At 47.5% G+C, this 21,729-nt stretch carries 17 protein-coding genes; 11 read left to right on the top strand and 6 right to left on the bottom strand.

Annotated features, from left to right (window positions below):
* Positions 1 to 192: 192 nt before the first annotated feature.
* The 3 genes from L2731_RS05370 to L2731_RS05360 all read right to left on the bottom strand — a co-directional run bounded on the left by L2731_RS05370 (position 193) and on the right by L2731_RS05360 (position 4,240).
* Positions 193 to 792 carry a response regulator transcription factor gene (locus L2731_RS05370; protein WP_249252153.1) on the bottom strand — a complete coding sequence of 200 codons (600 nt, stop codon included), beginning with the start codon at positions 790 to 792 and terminating at the stop codon, positions 193 to 195.
* Positions 785 to 2,569, bottom strand: coding sequence for a sensor histidine kinase (locus L2731_RS05365; RefSeq protein WP_249252152.1), 1,785 nt, complete (start codon positions 2,567 to 2,569; stop codon positions 785 to 787). The genes L2731_RS05370 and L2731_RS05365 overlap by 8 nt, the downstream gene beginning before the upstream one ends.
* 492 nt (positions 2,570 to 3,061) lie before the next feature.
* Entirely contained in the window at positions 3,062 to 4,240 is a 1,179-nt protein-coding gene (locus tag L2731_RS05360; RefSeq protein WP_249252151.1) for an FAD:protein FMN transferase, read from the bottom strand.
* 197 nt (positions 4,241 to 4,437) lie between these two features.
* Here L2731_RS05360 and L2731_RS05355 point away from each other — a divergent pair, with 197 nt between their 5' ends.
* The 4 genes from L2731_RS05355 (at position 4,438) to L2731_RS05340 (ending at position 8,772) form a co-directional block, all read left to right on the top strand.
* Positions 4,438 to 5,787 (top strand): FMN-binding protein, encoded by a 1,350-nt coding sequence (locus L2731_RS05355; RefSeq protein ID WP_249252150.1) that lies wholly within the window; start codon positions 4,438 to 4,440, stop codon positions 5,785 to 5,787.
* A gap of 29 nt (positions 5,788 to 5,816) precedes the next feature.
* The gene (locus L2731_RS05350; RefSeq protein ID WP_041511260.1) at positions 5,817 to 6,857 is read left to right on the top strand and encodes a porin; all 1,041 of its coding nucleotides are present in this window, start codon (positions 5,817 to 5,819) and stop codon (positions 6,855 to 6,857) included.
* Between the two features lie 234 nt (positions 6,858 to 7,091).
* Complete coding sequence (locus L2731_RS05345; RefSeq protein ID WP_239850534.1) at positions 7,092 to 7,658, top strand: GNAT family N-acetyltransferase; 567 nt, start codon at positions 7,092 to 7,094, stop codon at positions 7,656 to 7,658.
* Between the two features lie 193 nt (positions 7,659 to 7,851).
* The gene (locus L2731_RS05340; protein ID WP_011865773.1) at positions 7,852 to 8,772 is read left to right on the top strand and encodes a manganese-dependent inorganic pyrophosphatase; all 921 of its coding nucleotides are present in this window, start codon (positions 7,852 to 7,854) and stop codon (positions 8,770 to 8,772) included.
* A 91-nt stretch (positions 8,773 to 8,863) separates the two neighbouring features.
* Here L2731_RS05340 and L2731_RS05335 read toward each other — a convergent pair whose 3' ends face one another.
* Positions 8,864 to 11,266 (bottom strand): Lon protease family protein, encoded by a 2,403-nt coding sequence (locus L2731_RS05335; protein WP_249252149.1) that lies wholly within the window; start codon positions 11,264 to 11,266, stop codon positions 8,864 to 8,866.
* A gap of 313 nt (positions 11,267 to 11,579) precedes the next feature.
* Between L2731_RS05335 and L2731_RS05330 the strand changes: the two genes are divergently transcribed.
* Positions 11,580 to 12,515 carry a GGDEF domain-containing protein gene (locus L2731_RS05330; RefSeq protein ID WP_239850536.1) on the top strand — a complete coding sequence of 312 codons (936 nt, stop codon included), beginning with the start codon at positions 11,580 to 11,582 and terminating at the stop codon, positions 12,513 to 12,515.
* 1,366 nt (positions 12,516 to 13,881) lie between these two features.
* Here L2731_RS05330 and L2731_RS05325 read toward each other — a convergent pair.
* Positions 13,882 to 15,153 carry a tyrosine-type recombinase/integrase gene (locus tag L2731_RS05325; protein WP_249252148.1) on the bottom strand — a complete coding sequence of 424 codons (1,272 nt, stop codon included), beginning with the start codon at positions 15,151 to 15,153 and terminating at the stop codon, positions 13,882 to 13,884.
* 324 nt (positions 15,154 to 15,477) lie between these two features.
* On the opposite strand from L2731_RS05325, the gene L2731_RS05320 reads away from it, so the two are divergent.
* Positions 15,478 to 17,049, top strand: a complete 1,572-nt coding sequence (locus L2731_RS05320) for a DUF3369 domain-containing protein (RefSeq protein ID WP_249252146.1) — start codon at positions 15,478 to 15,480, stop codon at positions 17,047 to 17,049.
* A 123-nt stretch (positions 17,050 to 17,172) separates the two neighbouring features.
* On the opposite strand, the gene L2731_RS05315 is transcribed toward L2731_RS05320, so the two are convergent.
* Entirely contained in the window at positions 17,173 to 17,670 is a 498-nt protein-coding gene (locus L2731_RS05315; RefSeq protein ID WP_249252145.1) for a hypothetical protein, read from the bottom strand.
* A 264-nt stretch (positions 17,671 to 17,934) separates the two neighbouring features.
* On the opposite strand from L2731_RS05315, the gene ccoN reads away from it, so the two are divergent.
* The 5 genes from ccoN (at position 17,935) to L2731_RS05290 (ending at position 21,724) form a co-directional block, all read left to right on the top strand.
* On the top strand, positions 17,935 to 19,362 hold the full coding sequence (ccoN, locus tag L2731_RS05310; protein WP_041511255.1) for a cytochrome-c oxidase, cbb3-type subunit I: 1,428 nt from the start codon (positions 17,935 to 17,937) through the stop codon (positions 19,360 to 19,362).
* 12 nt (positions 19,363 to 19,374) lie between these two features.
* Positions 19,375 to 19,980: a cytochrome-c oxidase, cbb3-type subunit II gene (gene ccoO, locus L2731_RS05305; RefSeq protein ID WP_249252144.1), complete on the top strand. Its 606-nt coding sequence runs from the start codon at positions 19,375 to 19,377 to the stop codon at positions 19,978 to 19,980.
* A gap of 15 nt (positions 19,981 to 19,995) precedes the next feature.
* Positions 19,996 to 20,163: a CcoQ/FixQ family Cbb3-type cytochrome c oxidase assembly chaperone gene (locus L2731_RS05300; RefSeq protein ID WP_041511253.1), complete on the top strand. Its 168-nt coding sequence runs from the start codon at positions 19,996 to 19,998 to the stop codon at positions 20,161 to 20,163.
* Between the two features lie 2 nt (positions 20,164 to 20,165).
* A complete protein-coding gene (ccoP, locus tag L2731_RS05295) occupies positions 20,166 to 21,134 on the top strand; it encodes a cytochrome-c oxidase, cbb3-type subunit III (protein WP_239851095.1) in 969 nt (322 codons plus the stop codon).
* A gap of 110 nt (positions 21,135 to 21,244) precedes the next feature.
* Positions 21,245 to 21,724, top strand: coding sequence for a FixH family protein (locus L2731_RS05290; RefSeq protein WP_041511252.1), 480 nt, complete (start codon positions 21,245 to 21,247; stop codon positions 21,722 to 21,724).
* Positions 21,725 to 21,729: the final 5 nt, after the last annotated feature.

Here is a 21,729-nt window from a genome sequence, read left to right as displayed (position 1 = left end):
CAATGTCGTGTCAAATTATGGATAAATGTCACGACTTTGACGCCCATGCCATACTAATTAAAGCGGGAAAAAGATGTAAGCCAGGTTCGCCCATTTCCCATTACAACGGCTAATGATTAACCGCCTCATTAATGATAGGGCGTTTTTCATACACTCGCTGGCTACAGATTTATACAAAAGACAAAAACAATCTTAGGGTTTAGTTATCGCCATCAAATAAGCGAGCTCGGCGACATTATTCACCTGCATCTTCTGCATAACTTTTTGGCGGTGGAGCTCAATGGTGCGCTGGGCTATGTTGAGTTCAGCGGCAATGACTTTGTTTAACTTACCGGCGAGCACGGCGTGCATGACTTGTTGTTCTCTCGGCGTCAGCGAAGCGATTCGTTGTGCCACACTCGATGCCTTTTCTTTATGCTGGTAGGCGTCAAGGCTCATCAATGAAGCCTTTTTCATCAAGGCTTGGAGTTTGTCGCCATCGGCGGGTTTTTCTAAGAAGTCGATGGCGCCATGTTGTAAGGCTTGTACGGCCATCGAGATAGTGCCGTGGCCGGTGAGCATGATGACACTCAGCGGGCTTTCTTGCTGCTTGACTCGCTGCAGTAACTCTATGCCATCGACACCCGGCATCTGAATATCCAAGATAGCGACCCCGGGCAGATGCAGATCTACCTGAGTTAGGAAGCTGCTGGCATTGGTGAAGGTTTGGGGGGCGTAGCCCATGCCTTCAAGCATCCACTTTAAAGAATCTAAGACGTCTTGGTCGTCATCGACCAGATAGAGATTACACATGTACGTTTTCCTTAAGAGGCAGAGTGATCACTAAGGTGAGCCCTGTGGCGAATCTGGGAAACTCATTGCCAAGTTCCTTAGGTAAGTGTTGAGTTCTCGAGGCCTCTCGATTGTTAAAGGCGCGGATCTTGCCGCCATGCTCTTCGACTATCCGTTTGCAAACCACCATACCAAGCCCCAAACCATTGGCCTTAGAGGTCTCGAAGGGGAAAAATAATCGCTCTAATGCCTGTTCACTCAGGCCGATGCCGCTGTCGGACACGACTATCACGGCATTCTCGCTATCGTTAGTTATGGCTATCGCCAGTTGCGGATCGTTAGTCTCATCCATCGCATCTAACGCGTTACGGATCAGGTTAACAAACACCTGCTGCATTAAGCTGATGTCTAGGGTCACGGTTAAAGGCCAGAGAAACTGCTTAGGGTTAAGGTCCATGCGCTTAAAATCAGGTTGCATCAGATTAAGCGTATCTTGAATGAGCTCCTTTAGATCACAGTCTTGATAGACGCTGGGTTGTTGGCAAAATTGGCGAAAGCGTTTAATGGTGTTTTGGGCACGGTCGACCTGTTGCAATATCTTACTGAGTGCGTGTTGCAGATCAGTTTGCTGCGCTAAGAGCCGGTAAATACTGCCTTGGGCCAGATAGCGGATACCCGCCAGCGGCTGATTCAATTCATGGGCAATGCCAGATGCCATCTCACCGGTTAGCAGCACTCTTTGCGCCCTATAGAACTGTTGTTGCTGCTCGAATAGCCTCTTTTGAGTGTCTTTATGTTGCGTCATCTCATCACTTAGCGCCTGGGTTCGTTTCTTCACAAGTCGTTTTACCCTAAGGTGGTGAAGGTAGCCAAGCGCCAGGATGATGGCTATCACTAAGGCCCAGGGAATCGCATCCTCGGCCAATCGTTGCCAGTTGGTGACGAAGGGCCAACGGTCTAGTTGCTGGAGCAGGGTAAATACCTGGCTATCGTCAACCGGCACAGACCAAGTGTGATAACGCCCAAGTATGGCCTGCTGATCTTGGGACTCGATGTCGAGTAAGGCCCGCACAATATGCCGCGCGACATCATGATCTGTCTTGCCTAATTTCGAGAAGGCATAGCCAGGATAAAGGCTGCTAGAGGCTTGGCAGCTAAAGCCCGGTTGAAACTGCGGCAGAAGCACATGCAACTCACCGCGGGTCAACTTGCCTTGGGCGATGGCGGATTCAAGCACGCAGCTGGGGAGTATGGCCACATCGGCACGATCTTCTCGCAGAAAGTCGAGTAATTTCTCCTGTGGAAAGCCGACAAACTCAAGTTGTCTCAAATCGTTAAGAGGATCGATTCCCGCCGTGATCATTTCTCCGGCTATGATTTGAAAACCACCAAAGGCGTTTGGGTCTGAGGAAACGACTCTCAAGCCTTCAAGATCGCTTAAGGCATTAATTTCCAGTGAGCTTCTCGAAATCAGAGCAGTGCCAACGGCCTGCTCTGGATTAGCATGATTTAGCGGTACCAGAGTCAACAGATGGCTGACGCCATAGTCCTTCTTAAAGGCCACGGTGATGAGTGCATTGCCTATGATAAAATCTAGGCTGTTATTGGAGACACGTTCAACCAGCTCATCAGGTCTGAGGGGGACAAGTTCCAGCGCAATGCCAGTCTCCTTTGTGACCCTCGCCAGGGTAGGTGCCCAGCGCTGATACACTATCTCGGGTGCCGCAAAGGCAAGCGCGCCCACTGTGTATGAGCGAGACGTTAAGGTTGCTGCTTGATTCGAATCACTGTTAGCCAATGCACTTGGTACCGGGCTTGCTACCAGAGCGACAAATAGACCTATAAACAGGCCTCTAAACAAGGAGGTGAACAGCTGTATCGATACTTTCCATAAGTGCCTTATGTGCCTTAACCTTAAGAGCTGGGCGCGCTTTAAGTACTTAAGCGCCGATAGCTTAGCTGCAGCTTCGTTTGGGTGCTGATACCAATATCGGCTATCGCTTTTTCTAGCGATAGCTCTCTGTCTGTCGCAAATAGATGTCATAGGGGCATCAATTGATTATCTCTAGACTAATTATGACCTATGATGACGAAATACCTTAATGTTTTAGTGCTTCTCAGTGATCCGTTTCACATCTGAGCGTTTATTGCGGAAAACCGCTATATAAATATTGATAACTCTTGCGAATAATTAATGAGTGGCAATGTATTACATGCTGGCTTTTATATTTGCTTTGTTTTTTATTTTATTGTTTTTATCGTTATTGCTTCTACTGTTTGTTAGGCTTTTTTATTCCCATTTCCCGGTATATTGATTAAAGCCGGTAGATCTTATTTTGTCTCCTTTAGCATTAATATACCAAATTGCCTCGATCCATGGCTGACTATTAACATACTCAAGACCCTCGTCGACAGGCATTAAGAACAACATGGTTGATATCACGTCGGCATATATTTGATTGTCGCTTAAAACAACTGTCACAGATATGCCTTCGGTCTCTGGGTAGAGGGTTTTAGGGTCTATGATATGATGGTACTTCTTTCCATCGACCATAAAGTACTTTAAGTAGTTACCACTGCTGACGACTGTTAAGTCACTGCCAGCGATGAGCTCGTGATAACGGCCTTGTTCAGACTGGCATTTGGGTGAGCGATAGTGATTCTGCCTACAGATGGGATCTTCGATAGCGATATTAAAATAGCGCCCGCTTGGGTGTAGGCCATAGTGGCGTATGTTGCCGCCGGCGTTGATAACGAACCGGCTCATGCCATCGCGTATGAGCTGATCATAGAGCTTCTCTACCATCCAGCCCTTGGCGATCCCGCCGAGATCTATGCTCATCCCTTCGGCCAGCTGGATCTTGTTGGTCTGCCTGTCCAGGTGGATCTTATCGACATCGATATGCTCTGAGGCTTGTTTTAGTGCCATTTCATCGGGAGTTGAGCAGTTATCCTTTTGTTTCTCGCACGCAAATCTTTGCGCTCGCCACAAGGCGATCACTGGCGACAGCGCGATGTTAAATCGTCCTCGACTCTGTTGATGCCAATCGATGGCCGATGCGATTAACGCCGTCAATTGAGGGTCGATATCATGACTCTGTCCTGGTGCCTCATTGACGCTTTTAACGTTGGTGACATGGGGATAGGTCGAGTAGTCCGAGGCGAGATAGTGATACTCCTGGATCACCGAAAGCGCTCGACATAGGCTCGCCCGAGTCTGCTCAGTTGGTGCTTGATAAAGGCTGATGGTGATAGAGGTGCCAAAATACTTTAATGTCGTCAGGCTTGCGGTCTGGTTATCTAAGGTGATCACCGCATTATCTTCACAGCTGTAGTAACTATCTAATATTTCTGACGAGTATTTGTCTTTCGCCAGTTTGAATACATCCTCGTCACTTGCGGCAAAAACGGATGTAGCCGTCAAACAGGCTATTATAAAAATACTGGCGAGCAGCGCTGGCTTTATCATTCACATTAAACTCTTTAAATAATTCAGGTGATCAATATAAATCATGTCTTACAGTGAAATATAAACAGGATGTTTGTTTTTGTTAAGCAGATCAAAATAACAAACAATAAGATCTAAACCTGCGGTTTTCCGTAGTTGTTGCCAAATTTAGATTACTTATGCTTGCAAGTAATTTCTCGCAGTACAGGTAATTAACAATGGCAATGTCCAATAAATTAAAAAAAACAATCATAGTATCGAGTATTGGGTTGGCAACATTATCTGCCCTTGGCTGTGCCTCTTCGCACACTCAAGGCAAATACGTTGACGGCACTCATCTGGTTCAGGCCAAAGGGAAGAAAAGCCAAATCGTATTAGAGATCAAGGTCGATCAGGGCAAGATTGTCGATATCAAGACCAAGTCTCACAAGGAGACAGAGTCACTCTATCTAAATGCGGAGCGTCTACTGCCGAGGATTGTTGCCAACAATGGCCATGAAGGCATAGATGCGATATCAGGCGCCACTTACTCCTCTAACGGCATTCTAAAAGCTGTCAATGATCTGCCGCGCGCTAGCGGTGTGCAACCAGAATATGTGGCCGTTGGAGCGAAAGAGGAGCAAGGTGATGATTTCAAGCTCAAGTGGTCTATTCAGCCTAAGTTAGGTCTGCTAGTAGGAGACTATTACTACGAGGAGGCGAGATTCCGTCAGGGTCACATGGGTAGCATGACCATAGTGACCAACAGCCAGGATAGAAACGACGTTATCTTGGCTGAGTTCAACGAGAGCGGCCGACCAAACTATTACACGCGCCTGTATCAAGACGTCCCTAAACGCATGTCTGAATATAACTTTTCGATGGGAAAGAAGAAGGGCACTGCCTGGGTACAGTCTGCCTTGACCATGGAAAAGCTCATGGTTGAACAAGATAAATTAACCTTCGAACCCAACCCTAATCATGATCCTAAGTTAGCCAACAAGTTAAAAGAACCTAATCGACTCAAATATTTAGGAATCGACGTCGTTGCCGGTGCCTCTAACAGCATTCAACAGTCGATGATCCCACTGACGGCAAAGATCCATCACAAGATTCATGGCGAAGGCACGACGCTGAAATTTTATCAACTTGCTGAAAAACTAGTTGACGAAAAAGGCCGCTGGACAGGTATCACGGCGATGTTGCGCCTGGTGGTAGACCCAGCCTCAAAGCAGATCGTTAAGGCCCATTTTGACGAGATCTTCGCAGATGAGAAGGCGCAGATTCAGGATGCTTCACTGAAGAAATTCTATCGCCAGTCGAAGTACGACTCTATCAACTATTCAGAGCCTGCACGCATAGGTTTTAACGTGATGATCGATGCGTTAAATGCGCACCTACAAGCCGGTGGCTCGCTATTTGACATCAATGACCTGCCGGCGACTGGAGATAGCGGAAACTATGCGGCGACGGGATTTACCAAACGCTCTAGCTCTTGGGATATCTACCTTAACCAGGCCGAGCAACTCTATAAAAAGATGCGTCTAGATGGTGTGATCGCCGAGCACAAGCATCCAGCAGCTAAATAACAACACTAAGCCTAAAAGAGATGATGATTATGAAAACTTTCCCACTTACATTATTGGCGACTAGCCTGTTTGTCGCCCCTCAGGTCATGGCCGAAGAACTTGTCGATTTTTATGGCCGACTCGATTATTCGGTAACACATTCCGACAGCGGTAGCGCGACCCATAGCGGCAAAAGCGGGACTATTCTCGAGAACAACTTCAGCCGTATCGGGGTGAAAGGGCAGACTGCGCTGACCACAGACTGGTCACTATTTTACAAGATTGAGGTTGGGGTGAATGGTGCCCAGCAAGATAAAGCGAGTAAGCCATTTTCTGCCCGTCCAACCTTTATCGGCTTTAAACATTCAAGCATGGGACAACTAGCGGTTGGGCGCATCGATCCCGTATTTAAAATGAGTAAGGGTTTTGCCGATGCCTTTGATAACTATAGCCTAAAGCATGATCGGCTAATGCCTGGCGATAAGCGCCATGGTGACTCATTGGAATACAAGAGCCCTAAGTGGAACAAGCTACAATTGGGTGTGAGTTACCTGATGGAAGACAACTACTTTAACGACTCTGATCTGCGTAAAGATAACGGTAACTATCAAATCGCTGTGACCTATGCGGATAAGTTCTTTAAAACGAGTAACTTTTATCTTGGCGTTGCCTATTCCGACGGCATCGAAGACATTAAAGCCACTCGTTTAGTCGGCCATGTGAAATTCGATAAGCTAAAGCTAGGCACCATCATTCAGCAAACCGAACTTGCTAATCCGACTAAGCCACATTATCAAGACCGTGACGGTGTCGGTTACATCCTTAGCGCCACTTATCAGATCGAACAGCTGTTGTTGAAGGCTCAGTACGGTAGCGATGATTCAGGTACGGGCAAAATCGCGGGCCGTGTGTACGATGCGCTGGGCGAGTCGGCCCTGGTCGTGCCTGAAGTTTCACAATGGGCGGTTGGCGCCGAGTACCGTTTATCTAAATCTGCTCGTATCCACACCGAAATTGGTCAATTTGACGTGAAGCAATACCAAGATTTTGATGACACCATCGTCAGCCTAGGTTTCCGTTACGATTTTTAGTCTGTAGAGACAGTATAAATAACTCCCCGGCGCATGGACGCGCCACTATTCACCTAACTCTCGTTACACCTAAGTCTTTAAACATTAGTCTTTATACATCTCACTTTACACATCTCGCTTCACTCATCTTTCTTCCTGTTCGCTGTCGAATGTATAGCTTGCTGAGGTTTATCTAAAGTGGCTATCATAGCCAGCTGACTGACGTTGAGCGCACTAATAATAACAGGGAGTCCCATGCAAATTGAAAACAGCGAGCGTTTACGCTTTGAGGTGGTCACCAAAGAAGATGCACAGCTTCTATTCGATCTAAACCAAGACCCAGAGGTGATGCGCTATATCAATGGCGGCAAGCCTTCGACCATGGCAGAAATTGAAGACTATTTTATTCCTCGCATCGAAGGCTTTACCAACCTTGATACCGGCTGGGGACTTTGGAAGGTCACCGCACTCGCCACCGAGACAAGCCTTGGCGATAGTTTTATCGGTTGGATCTTAGTGCGGCCGATGGATTTCTATACCGATGCGCCAAAACTTGAGGATCTCGAGGTAGGTTGGCGCTTTACCCAGGCCAGTTGGGGTAAGGGCTATGCCACAGAAGCGGCCAAGGCGGTTTGCCAGGCTTTGGTAGAACACTCTCAGTCTAATGGCAACCCTGTTACGCATTTCAGCGCCATCGCCGATCCGGCCAACAAGGGCTCAATTAACATAATGACCAAGCTTGGCATGCAGTATATTAAAAACGATAGCGTCGATACCCCTGACGGTGAGGTAGAGGTGGTGCTATACCGCATGTCCGTTTAAGAGCGCATGACTGAGAGATATACGGCGAGGATGGAATGTTTTCTCATCCGGCGCCATCTGGCCTATATTTATGCTGCTCAATTATCTTGAACCCTGGCATTAGACTAGCGTCTAACCAATTAAAGGCAGGGGAGTAATGTAAATTGATTTTCCTTTTGATAAAATGCCGCAAAATTTACTGTGAGAGTTAACTATGCCAATGTACGTTGTGGGTCATAAGATCCCAGATTCAGATTCAATTTGTGGTGCGATTGCACTGGCTTACCTGAAGAACCAAATCGGCGAAGAGGCCATTGCCGCTCGCCTGGGTGAGCCATCACCAGAAACCGCCTTTATCCTGGAACGCTTTGGTTTTGAAGCCCCGCTGTATAAAGAGCACTACGCCGGTGAGCAGGTTTATATCGTAGACCACTCTGAGCTGACTCAGGCGCCTGATGATATCGCCGAGGCGACCATTGTCGGTATCGTCGATCACCATAAGCTAGGTGACCTGACGACTTCTACACCGCTTGAGTGTTGGATCCGCCCAGTGGGTTGCAGTAACACAGTGATCAAGATGATGTACGACTTCTACAACGTCGAGATCCCAAAAAACATCGCCGGCATCATGATGTGTGCCATCCTGAGCGATACAGTGATTTTCAAGTCGCCAACTTGTACCACGGCCGATATCAAGTGTGTCGAAGCCCTGGCTGAGATCGCAGGTATCGAAGACTACAAGGCGCTAGGCATGGAGATGTTTAAGGTTAAGTCGGCTGTAGAAGGCACGCCGGTTCGCGATCTTGTGATGCGCGACTTTAAAGACTTCAACATGAACGGTAACCTGGTTGGTATTGGCCAACTAGAAGTGATCGACCTGTCTGTTTTTGATCAGGTTAAGGCTGAACTTGAAGCCGATATCGCGGCGCTTAAGGCCGAAGGCAATCGCCACAGCGTACTGCTGCTACTCACCGACATCATGAAAGAAGGCTCAGAGATGTTGGTCGTATCCGATGATGCCGATCTGACCGAGCGCGCCTACGGTAAGGCGACCGAGAACGGTCGTGTCTGGCTCGACGGCGTCCTTAGCCGTAAGAAGCAGGTGGTTCCGCCACTGCAAGAAGCCTTTGCCTAATTGCGGTAATCGCACAGATAAAAAAAGCCGGTCTCGTACCGGCTTTTTTATTGGTTAATGATTTGGATTCTAATCCTTTAGTCTTTAATCCTTAAACCTTCGCCTTTTGAGTGCGCTTAACGTGATCTCTTAGCTTCTGCAATCTGACATCGGCCAGGGCATAGAGGCTGTCTTTGGGATAATCTTCGAACTCAAAGTCGCGCTCACCGGCCGGGATGCCAGTTAAGATCTCAACCGCTTCATTAACGTGATCGATCGCCCAGATGGCAAACTCTCCCTTTTTAACGGCTTCGACGATATCACTTCTTAACATGAGGTTTTGCACATTGATGCGAGGAATGATCACCCCTTGAGCCTGATGGCGTCCCTTTATCTTACAGACATCGAAAAAGCCTTCGATCTTCTCGTTTACTCCCCCTATGGGCTGCGCCTGACCAAATTGGTTCATCGAACCTGTGATGGCAACATCCTGACGCAGTGGTACCTTGGCAAATGCAGATACGATGGCGCACAGCTCGGCCATAGAGGCACTATCACCGTCGACGCCCGAATAGTTTTGCTCAAAGGTGAGGTGAGTCGTAAGCGGGATCTTATCCGTCTGGCCGAAGATAGTCGAAAGATAAGCGGTTAAAATCATCACGCCTTTTGAGTGGATCTGACCGCCGAGTTCTACCTTGCGCTCGATATCAAATACGGCGCCTTCACCGAGGGAAACGCTGGCGGTGATACGACTCGGGGCGCCAAATTGATGATCCGATGTCGCCACCACAGACAAAGCGTTGATCTGACCCACCACGCTGTCTTGCGTATCGATAAGGGTTGTGCCGTTGATAAAGCTCTGCATCACATGGTCGCGCAGACGACAGACCCTGAGTTCATGGTTATGCAGCGCCTTCTCCACATGGCCGGCGCGTATCATGTTCGACTTACTGGTGCGGGCCACATAGTTAGATTCACGCAGCAAGTTGGCGATATCCGCCGAATGTAGCGACAACTTGTTTTGGGCATCGGCCTGGCGCGCGCTGAACTCTATGATACGTTTTATCGCGCCGCGGTCACAGTGCAGCATCTTGTTGCCCACGACGATACTGGAGATAAATTTCGCGTACTGCACCTCGGAGGCATCGGTACGTGGCATCTCATCTTCAAAATCGGCAGTGACTCTGAATAGCTCTTTAAATTCAGGGTCATAGTGCTGCAATAACTGGTAGGTCTGGTAATCACCAAAAAGAATAATCTTCACATCTAACGGGATAGCTTCAGGATCCAGGGAGATGGTGCCCGACAACGTCACCTCGCGCTCGAGGGAGCTCAGGCTGAGTTTTCGTGAGCGAAGCGCGCGCTTCAGACCGTCCCACACATAGGGCTGTTCCAATACCTTGATGGCGTCGATCATCAACACGCCGCCGTTGGCCTTATGCAGGCTACCAGGGCGGATCAGGGAGAAATCGGAAAAGATAGTGCCCTTATAGGTCGCGTTTTCGATATAGCCGAAGATGTTGTGATAGTTGGGACTCTCCTCAATCACAATCGGCATGGGGATATCGCCATGGTTAACCAGTACATTGACCTGGTAGCGCCGCGGCATCTTCTTGGCCAATGAGGCGTAGGAGAGGGCGATCTGCTCTTCATTTTGCTCGAGGAAGATATCCAGATTATCTAAGATATCTTTGTGCATCTCATTAAGGTGAGCCTTCACCTCGGGATATTGAGCATAACTTTCCTTCAAAGGTTCAAGCAGATGCACTAACACTTCCTGGGCTACCTGCTCGTCATGCTTCTGCTGTTTATCCGAGTAGCTCTCTTCCCAGGCGGTGAACTTACGCACCACCTCACGCAGCTTAGACTCTAATGAACCGATGTTTTTCTCGAGTCTGGCCTGTTCCTTAGCGCTAAGCTCGGCAAAGCTCGACTCGGTGTGAGGCTCCTCGCCATTCATGGCAACCAGCTCGTAGCTGCCCTGAGGGTTGATAGACAGGCTGATCTGCTTAGCGGCGGCCTCTTTGGTGATCTGACCCAGTGCCGACTCCTGCTTGTCGGCCAACTGCGCCTTTAGCTTTTCGGCCCGTGAATAGTAGAGCTCGTTGTCAAAGGCTAAGGGGAGGGCTTTGACCAGGCGTTTCATCAAGTTTTCGATGTCGGCCTTGAAGGCCTGGGCCTGACCTCTAGGTAGCTTGAGCACCTTAGGGGTTCGAGCATCGTCAAAGTTCACCACATAACACCAGTCGAACAGCTGGTGATGACCGTTAGGGTCATACCTGTCCAGGTAACGCATCACCATAGTGCGCTTACCCAGACCATTTCGGCCGATGGCGTAGATGTTATAGCCTTTGTCTTTCATCGACATGGCAAACTCTACTGCCTGTTGGGCCCGTTCCTGGCCAACGATCTCATTTAGCGGCGTCAACTGTTTTGTCGATTTAATACTGGGATCGAGTAGGGCGAGTGTAGAAGAACGATAAAGCTTGTCACTGGCAAGAGGAGAAATTGACATAGGCGAGTGCCCTCATATGACAAATATTAAGCCCAGTGTAGGCAGCTCATTTTTCAATTTACAATCATTTTTTATGTTGAAAGAGGTATTTAGGCGTATCAAGCGGGTCGTTCGCTCATTATCTGTACAAATAGCGGTAGCCTGGTGCAATACCTCGTCATGATGATGATTTTGACAATTCATGAGCACAACACCGATTTAATTTAAATCCCGCAACGCCAGTCTAACTTGTTAATATAGCACTCGTAGTTAACACAACTATACTCTTGTTAGGTACAGGGAATGTCAGTTTAAATAAGAAGAGACCCTTGATATGCCGTATGACGCGTCCAATTTACATCCTGATCTGCTCCAGTGCCTCGCCAGCGACAGTTATCTGTTGCAGCTGACATTAGATTCCCTACCTGTGCCTATCTTTTATAAAGATAAAGATGGTGTATACCTGGGCTGTAACAAGGCGTTCGAGTCTTTCATCAAGCTTACCCGAGAAGAGTTAATTGGTAAGAGTGTGTACGAGCTTTTCGACGATGAGCTCGCCGAAGTCTACCAAAGGGCCGATCAGGCGCTTTTCGATAATCCCGGCGTGCAGATCTATGAAAAACAGATAAAAACGCTCGAAGGGGACTCGGTTTTTGTCCGTTTTCATAAGACAAGTTTTAATGATTATCGAGGCGAAGTGGCTGGCCTGATAGGTGTAATCTTTGATATTACAGAGCAAAAGGCATTAGAAGAACAGCTTACGCACCATGCCATCTATGACGACCTCACTCAGTTTTACAACCGCCGCGAAGGTATCGCCATTGGCGAACGTCTGTATCACGCCTGCAGTCAACAGCAGGGAGAACTGGGCGTCATCCTTATAGATGTCGATTATTTCAAGTTGATCAACGACACCTACGGCCACATGGTCGGCGACGAAGCACTGCGTCATATTGCCGCGACATTAAAGCGACAACAAGATCCCGAGGATATATTGATGCGCTGGGGCGGTGAAGAGTTTGTCGTCTTGGTTAATCGACCCTTTGGTACAGACAAGGATTTTGAGATCTACCTTAAAGACACTGCACAAGTCTATTGCGATGCGATTAGAAAGAATCGTTTTCAGATAGGCGATGACTCACTGCAGATCACTTTTAGCTGTGGCCTAAGCTCGTTCGAGCCGGGTAAGAGCCTGACGCAGATGCTACACGACGCAGACGCTGCGCTATACAGAGCTAAAGATGCAGGGCGAGATAATGTAAGCTGGTAACTTACATTGCCCGCAAAGTCTATTTAACATAATATACATTGTGCGCATTAATGTGTCTAAGACTGTGCTGGAGAGTGAGCCAGATATCAATCTTACAAAGACTAGCCTATATGCCATTTCTACTTTCACTTTTGATTTTGCCATATCGGCGTATAGCCTAAAAGCTATCTGTCTCGAATACGCCCACTAAAATGAACAATTTAAATAATACTAAGTCCTTTCTCTTCTTTTATCAGTGCTATCTCTTTTTATGGGAATAGAGATTCAGCTCATTTAGCTGAGTTACAGTTGCTACAGTATCGCTATTCTTTTTCATACAAAGCGAATTTACTAAGACTGGCATCTCAACAAGCGCTCCGAGTCGATATCTTAATTCAGCTACTGGCCTTTAGGCAGTCCGTTAAAGAATCGTCTTGCCTTTCCTAAAGTCCTTATTGGTATCTAACGCATTGAGATATTCTTTCTGTGGAGCATTCTAATCAGCATCCAGGGTTTTACTTGCCTTGGATTGCTCAATCATTAGGCGTTGCTACGTGAAATCTGGTGGGTAATCCCCTTGTTTGAGCAATTTCATGCACGTAGCGACGCATTTAATTTGTGTTGGTTTTTCCTGGGTCAGCTATCATAACCTTCGATCAGCAAGCACTTGGAAAGCTATGGTTAGTTTAGATGTTCTAGGTGTTACGGGGATTAGGAACCAACCAGGTTTGAGGGGTTGATCGTTTCGGTGCGTTACTTTGAATGCTTTACCTAATTTTAAACATTTAGATGTTTAATCTGGGGGCTTTCAATAGAGGAGTAATGCAAAACAGCGCGCATGACTAACCTAACTGCAGTTCAGAACCTGGCCACCAATATGTAATCGGCACGTCTTTGTAACTTACCAGATGATTCAATTTAGCCCCTCAGATGCAAACGCTCAAAAGTAACCTAAGGGATCTTAAAAGTAACCTAAGGATCTTAAAAGTAACCTAAGGATCTTAGACGTCTTGATATTGAGAATCGCATATAGAATAAGAGTTGCTAGTCAGAATAATTGCTAAAAAGATATTTTAGTCAGATGCCGATAATGATACTTATCGGCATTAAGCGATTTGAAAAATGGCACGCCATTCTAATAGTTAAAAGTCTGGTCAAAATTCACGCATCCGGTCATCATAATATTTTTAGGTTGGCAGAAACTTTTAGTTAAGCATTAACTAAAGCGTCATATGAGTGACATGGAATCGCAAAACAGCCTATTTAAACTGATATCGTCAACTCAAATTAGAGCCCTGTCTATTAAGTCTTTCCTGTTTGAGATACTTAAGCGATGCGACCGCTTTAGGCTCCCTACCCGTGTCTGCCCGGACACGGGATTTTTTGATCATTCTATGCCGGCTAATCTATCCAAAGGCTTATTGGCTGCACTCTGGTGCCTCTCCGCCTGAGACGTGTGAAGATACTGAGATGTGGTATCGATGCTCTCATGCCCTGCATCGGCCTGAACGTGGGAAAGCGGCCTGCCATTAAGGTTGATATCGTGCGTGATCCCCGTGTGGCGGATACTATGCACTGTCAACTTTCGCATCACTTCTGCATCTTCTAAAAGTCCATCTTCTTCGGCGACATCGGCGGCCTGATTGATAAGCGACTGTACAGACTCCCTCACCTGGCGAATGCCTAGGTTGGCATCGATCAATCCCGCCTCGCGCCCCCGCCCGGCAGCTCTATGGCGAACAAAAATTGGGGTTTGTTCCTGATAGCTAGGTAAAGGTGCCAGGCCTAAAAACTTTCTGTACTGTTTTAGCGCGGTCAATAACGCATTAGACAAGGGAATTTGTCGCTGTTTGCCGCCTTTACTCTTGGGGATATGAAAACGCCAGATCCCTGTCTGCTTATCCTGCTTAAATTGACCCATGATAGGACTGTAACCTGCTCGTGCACTCACATCAGACACCCGCAGATAGCAACCGTATATCAACTTAATCAAAAACAGACTACGTTGATGCTGCTCTGGGTCAACCTTGGCTAGCCGTTCAACGGTTGAGATCACGTAGGACCATTGCAACTCGGTAAAGGCGAGACCACTGCCCTCCTCTTCGCTCATGGCAAACTTTCGCTTATGGGCAAACTTTGAATGGTTCATCCAGGCCTGAGCAGGATTGCGCTCGCAGTAATCTTCCGCCACCAAGAAGCCATAGAATGAGGAGAGAATCGCCATCTTAGTCTTCAGGGCATTATCGCTGAGGTGATATTTTTCGCCTCGCTTGCCGACAAAGGGCCGCCATAACGGATTGGGGACTCGCTGCTGACTCGCCTTGTCGAGTTTAAACTGGGCGACATTAAATTGACCGATCAGGTCTTGTGGTGGTGACTGGCAGTAAGCGACAAATTTATCCATGTCTCGCCTGCTGATCTGCCCGGGCGACTGCCGAACTACATCGAAGCACCAATGTAGGAAGCAGGTAATTTCACTGCGAAAGCTCTTATAGCTATTTTCGTTTTCTCGCTGCGCGAAAAGAAGATCCGACGCCAGTTCATAAACATAGCCCGCATCTTCGACGCAGTTCATGGTAATTGCCGTAACATGCTGATTGACAGTGGGATTACCTATTTCGATATAGTCTATAGCTTCAAATAAGGGGATGGCGTGCAAGAGTCGACTCCATAAAATTGAGGCACTTAAAATTCTCTCTACCTACTATAGCAATAAAACATACAAAATATTCAATAGAATGCGACACTTAGGGGAACAATTACCCACCTGCTTAGGATTCAAACTCTAGCTTGGATGAAAATATACCGGAACAGTTACTCTACCCGCTATGCCTTAGTCATCCTTTATCTTTACGGAGCTGGCTAACTGCCTCATTTATTCTACAATTTTAATTTCTTGCCAGTCTAAATTCTCCAGCCAAATTGAGCGCAAGTTACTACACTAAATATTAAGGTCTATTAAATTCACCTAAGAGGGGTACGGATGCTGATTGATATGGCAAAAAAGAGTCCACTGTTCTCAGGTAAAAAGAAAGCAGCCGAAACAGAAACAGGACCGGCCTGGCGCATACTCATCGTCGACGATGAGCCCGATGTACACACAGTAACCAAGCTGGCACTGTCTAGGTTCAAGCTAGATAACCGCGGCATCGAGTTTATTAATGCCTATAGCGGCGAAGAAGCTAAGCGCGTATTACAAGAAGAAAACGACGTGGCCATGGCGTTTATCGATGTCGTCATGGAGAGCGATCATGCCGGTCTTGAGCTGGTAAAATGGATCCGCGAAGAACATAACAATCAAAGCATAAGATTGATCCTACGCACCGGCCAGCCCGGGCAAGCGCCGGAAGAAGATGTAATCGTTAATTACGACATTAACGATTACAAGGCCAAAGCGGAACTGGATTCTCGTAAGCTGATCACCAGCGTCTACTCTGCCCTAAGAAGTTACCGCGACATCATGGAAATCGAAGCGGCCAAGCAGACGCAGATTCGCTACCGCGAGGGACTAGAACGAGTCGTCAAGGCCACCTCCGGCCTGTTTGAGTTGAGAACGCTGCATCATTTTGCCGATGGCCTGTTAACTCAGGTGGCCAATCTCCTCAACCTCAACAATGAGACCCTGCTGTTAACCTGCAATGCCATCGACGCAATGAGCAAAGAGTTAAGTACAGATAAACTCCACATCTTGGCTGGCACCGGCCAATTTGCCAGTCACCATGAAAAAGCCATACCCGAACCTATAGAGAAATTACTCAAACGCGCCTTGGAAGAAAAGGCTTGTCTGTATGAGGACAACTTGTTCGTCGGTTACTTCCCCGCCAAGAGCGGTTGGATTAACCTGCTATATATGGACAACATACATGCGATTGGGGACCTGGATAAGAAACTTATCGACATCTTTGCCATCAATGTGGGCGTTGCTTTTGAAAACCTGCTGCTAAACAAAGAGCTTGAAGACACCCAGTCAGAACTCATCTTCCGCCTGGGAGATGTGGTCGAGAGCCGCTCAAAAGAGGCCGCCAACCATGTTAAGCGTATGGCCGAATACTGCTATACCCTGGCAAAATTGGCAGGCCTAGATGATCAACAGGCGGATCTGATTAAACACGCGTCGCCGATGCACGATATCGGCAAAATAGCGACCCCGGATTCAGTGCTTTTAAAGCCGGGTAAATTAACCGACGAAGAGTGGCAGATCATGCGCCAGCACCCTGCCATCGGCCATCAGATCTTGGGAAATTCCGAGCGTCCTATCCTCAATGCCGCTGCGATTATCGCCCTACAACATCATGAAAAGTATGATGGCAGTGGTTACCCTGATGGCTTGAAAGGAGAAGAGATTCATATCTTTGCGCGCATTGTCGCTATCGCGGACGTATTTGACGCCCTATCCCACAAACGTTGTTATAAACCCGCCTGGCCGCTAGACGAAGTGATTGAAGAGATTGCAAAAGGCTCGGGTACCCATTTCGACCCCGCGCTAACCACACTCTTCATCGACAACATAGAACATTTCAATAAGGTGCGATTAGCCCTGTCTGATGCCAATTAGCGAGCGCCATCGTTGAGCGGTGATGGGAACGAGTTTGGCTAACGCAGCGATCTTCGATTAGATCCTATTTTTTAATAATAGGATCTAGGGCTAACTCGCTACACAAAGCAATCTGTACAAATTTTAGTCGTTACGGCCTGGGTTATCGGCCAAAAAATCGTACATAACTGCCTTAGACTGACCGTCTATCTCGAAGCTAGCGATAAGACGCCACACCATATAATTGCTGCTGCAAGAGCCGTATATTAGCGTTCCTTTATAGGTGTTTTTAGCCGTTTCACTTAAAATAACTGGAATAACCCCCATAAACATATCTCTGCCCTCAACCCTTACCTTGAGGTTATTAAGTGTTGCACCACTAGTTAAGGCAACAGATATGGGTCTTTCACTTGGGGCATTTGCTGGAGAAATCGCCAGCGAAATAAGGGTTTCGCCTATCTGCTTAGCGCAAGCGCCTCGATGAAAATCGCATAGGCTGGTGTCGATTTCAAAGGTGGCTTTAGTCGCGGATTTTAGCGCTTGTTCAGGTGCTTTTTGGGGCTTTTCACAGCCTGTTGCCAAGACCATCACAAACAGGCTTGCAACGAGCGAAGTAACGGGGAAGTGTCGATTCAGTAGCACAATTATTAACCTTTTGAATCATAGTGTTTACATTCTATCCAGGTAGTTTGATCTGGATCAATATCCCTGGCCGCATAATTCCTATCTTTTTTGATATTGCTCAAGTATCATTGCGTTACTCGGCATTAATTTGCGTTAATGTTGCGTGACACATTGACACAATCTTGTTTGTTTCGTAGGGAAACAAGCCTTTGATGTCATTTTACCGGGTAAAGTGCCACTTTACTCAAACAATAAGTATAAGTAATAAGCAGTGGAAGCAATATGATGAACCATTCCCAGCCTCAAGGCGCTGATTACAATTACACCGTTGTCCGCCAATTTGCCCTTACCACAGTATTGTGGGGGATTATTGGTATGACGGTAGGTGTATTGATCGCGGCCCAGTTAATCTGGCCACAACTCAACTTCGAAACTCCATGGCTAACGTACAGTCGTCTACGACCTCTGCACACCAACGCCGTGATTTTCGCATTTGGTACTTCAGCGTTATTTGCAACATCCTATTATATCGTCCAGCGTACCTGCCAAACCCGCCTATTTGCACCTAAGTTAGCTGCATTTACCTTCTGGGGATGGCAAGCCATTATTCTTTCAGCCGTTATTACTCTGCCGCTGGGTCTGACCAGCAGTAAAGAATACGCTGAACTTGAATGGCCTATCGACATCGCTATTACCATAGTTTGGGTAGCCTATGCCGTTGTGTTCTTTGGCACAATTGTTAAGCGAACCACGTCACACATCTATGTGGCAAACTGGTTCTTCGGCGCCTTCATCATCACGGTTGCAGTACTGCATATCGTGAACTCAATGGCAGTACCTGTTAGCCTATTCAAGTCATACTCATTATACTCTGGCGCCGTAGATGCCATGGTGCAATGGTGGTATGGCCACAACGCCGTTGGCTTCCTACTGACGGCTGGTTTCCTGGGTATGATGTACTACTTCGTACCTAAGCAAGCGGGTCGTCCTGTTTATTCTTATCGTCTGTCTATCGTTCACTTCTGGGCTTTGATTGCACTGTACATCTGGGCGGGTCCACACCACCTGCACTACACAGCGCTACCGGACTGGACACAGTCACTGGGTATGGTGATGTCTCTGATCCTGTTCGCACCTTCTTGGGGCGGTATGATCAACGGTATTATGACCCTGTCTGGTGCTTGGCATAAGCTAAGAACCGACCCTGTTCTGCGTTTCTTGATCGTTTCTCTGTCATTCTATGGTATGTCGACCTTCGAAGGTCCTATGATGGCCATTAAGACAGTTAACGCATTGTCTCACTACACCGACTGGACCGTAGGTCACGTACACTCAGGCGCGCTAGGCTGGGTGGCTATGGTATCTATCGGTTCGCTATACCACCTGATCCCTGCAATCTACGGACACGGTCGTATGTACAGCACACAACTGATTAACGTTCACTTCTGGTTGGCGACTATCGGTACTGTACTTTATATCGTTTCAATGTGGATCTCGGGTGTTATGCAAGGTCTGATGTGGCGTGCAGTTAACTCTGACGGCACCCTAACCTACAGCTTTGTTGAAGGTTTGGAAGCGTCATACCCATTCTACTTTGTTCGCTTCTTAGGTGGCCTGTTCTTCGTCACTGGTATGCTACTGATGGCATACAACGTGGTTAAGACAGTTAAGGCGCCAAAAGAATCTTTGCCAGCGCTGGCTGAAGCATAAGGAGTAGATTTGATGAAATTTAATCATGAGATAGTCGAGAAAAACATCGGTCTGCTGGGTATCTTTACCGTTATTGCTATCAGTATTGGTGGCCTGGTACAGATCACTCCCCTGCTTTTCCAAAAAGACACTACTGAGCCTGTAAATGGACTGCGTCCATACTCTGCGCTTGAGTTAGAAGGTCGTGACATCTACATCCGTGAAGGTTGCGTAGGTTGTCACAGCCAGATGATTCGTCCGCTACGTGCTGAGACTGAGCGTTACGGTCACTACTCTGTTGCCGGTGAGTCAGTTTGGGATCACCCATTCCTATGGGGTTCTAAGCGTACTGGTCCAGACCTGGCCCGTGTTGGCGGTCGTTACAGCGACAAGTGGCATGAAGTTCACCTACTTGATCCTCGCGCAGTAGTACCACAATCAAACATGCCTGCCTTCCCTTGGTTGGCCGAGAACGTCCTAGACGGCGAGCTGACGGCTAAGAAGATGGAAGTGTTCCGTGGTTTCGGTGTGCCTTACTCTCAAGAAGATATCGACAACGCTAAGAATGCCGTTGAAGGTAAGACTGAGATGCAGGCACTAATTGCATACCTACAGTCGCTAGGTCACGCACTGAAATAAATTGGAGGCATAAATATGGATTACGGCACATTACAAGGGATCATTACCGTTGTTGTCATGGTGACGTTTGTCGGTATTTTTGCATGGGCTTATAGCGGTCGTCGTAAGGCTCAATTCGACGAGGCCGCTAACCTTGTTTTCTCAGATGATGAGAAGAACAAGGACTCAGGAGAACATAAGTGATGATGAGTAGCTTCTGGAGTATTTGGATTACCGTACTCACAATTGTGGTAATCGCAGGATGTTTCATCCTACTGTTTGTTGTCTCTAAAAACACCACAGGTGTTGAAGAAGGCAAATCAATGGGTCACAGCTTTGATGGCATTGAAGAGATCAATAACCCACTACCAAAGTGGTGGAGTTATATGTTCTACATCACCATCATCTTCGGTGTGGTCTACCTGGCGGCGTACCCAGGCCTAGGTAACTTCAAAGGTTTCCTCGGTTGGTCAAGCTCGAACCAAAGCATTGGTACCGACAAAGGTATCAAGGAAGATTCTGCCGCAGCCGTTGAACTGGCTGAGAAGGAACATCGCTGGGTTCAGTATGACCAAGAAGTCGTCAAGGCTAACGCTAAGTACAGCCCGATTTTCGAGGCGTACCTGGCTACACCGCTTGAAGAGCTAGTGAAGAACGAAGAGGCCCTCAAAGTGGGTGGCCGTCTGTTCCTGCAAAACTGTGCTCAGTGCCACGGTAGTGACGCGCGCGGTAGCAAGGGCTTCCCTAACCTGACTGACGGTGATTGGTTATATGGCGGCGATCTTGCCACCATCAAGACGACAATCATGAACGGTCGTCACGGCATGATGCCTCCAAAAGGCGGTCTACCTATCGAAGACAGCGAGCTGAAAGGCTTAGCTGAATACGTAGTGAAGCTGTCTGGTCGCGATCACGATGAAGCGTTGGCCGCTCAGGGTCAGGCATCATTCATGAAGGGTTGTTTCGCCTGTCACGGTATGGACGGTACTGGCAACAAGTTCATGGGTGCACCTAACCTCACCGACAACACCTGGTTGTATGGCGGTAGCCGCGGTGTGATCCAAGAGAGCATCAAGAACGGTCGTTCTGGCGTGATGCCTGCTTGGAAAGATGTCTTGGGCGAAGAGAAAGTTCATGTCATCGCAGCCTATGTTTATAGCTTGTCAAACAAGTAATTACATATAAGTAACACCAAGGCCTCGAGACAGATCGAGGCCTTTTTTTTAAGTGCTATCACTGCCATTTAACGGTAAGATATGGCCAACAAAAATAACAGGTAGTATCCATGAATAAACCACAAGCTTGGTATAAACAGTTTTGGCCTTGGTTTCTGATTATTCTGCCGCTGTGCGCCGTATTTGCCAGTGTGAACCTCATGTTCCTCGCAGTCGAAAACAAAGATTCCCTAGTCTCTGAAGACTATTACAAAGACGGCAAGGCCATTAACATGGACCTGCGTAAGATTAAACATGCCAAGCAGCTCGGATTACAGTTTGAGTTACATCTTGCGAAAGATGAGATCACCCTTACCCAGCACGGCGGCGAGCCTTATGCCGCGGCGCTCAATGTCGAATTCTATCACCCTACCCTACAAGAAAAGGACTTTGGCCAGGTAGCCACCGCCGATGGCAACATGGTTTACCATATCAAGCTCAACACGCCAATTCAGGGCAGTTGGGAAGTCAGACTGGAAGGGTTTGATCGCAGCTGGCGCATCCAGAAACGTCTCGAGCTAAAAGATAATCAACAATACTGGTTAAACTAATCTTT

The organism is Shewanella aquimarina, assembly GCF_023349185.1.
GTDB classification, from domain to species: domain Bacteria; phylum Pseudomonadota; class Gammaproteobacteria; order Enterobacterales; family Shewanellaceae; genus Shewanella; species Shewanella aquimarina.
The sequence above is the reverse complement of the archived record's forward strand: the minus strand, read 5'-3'. Positions and strand labels throughout refer to the sequence as shown.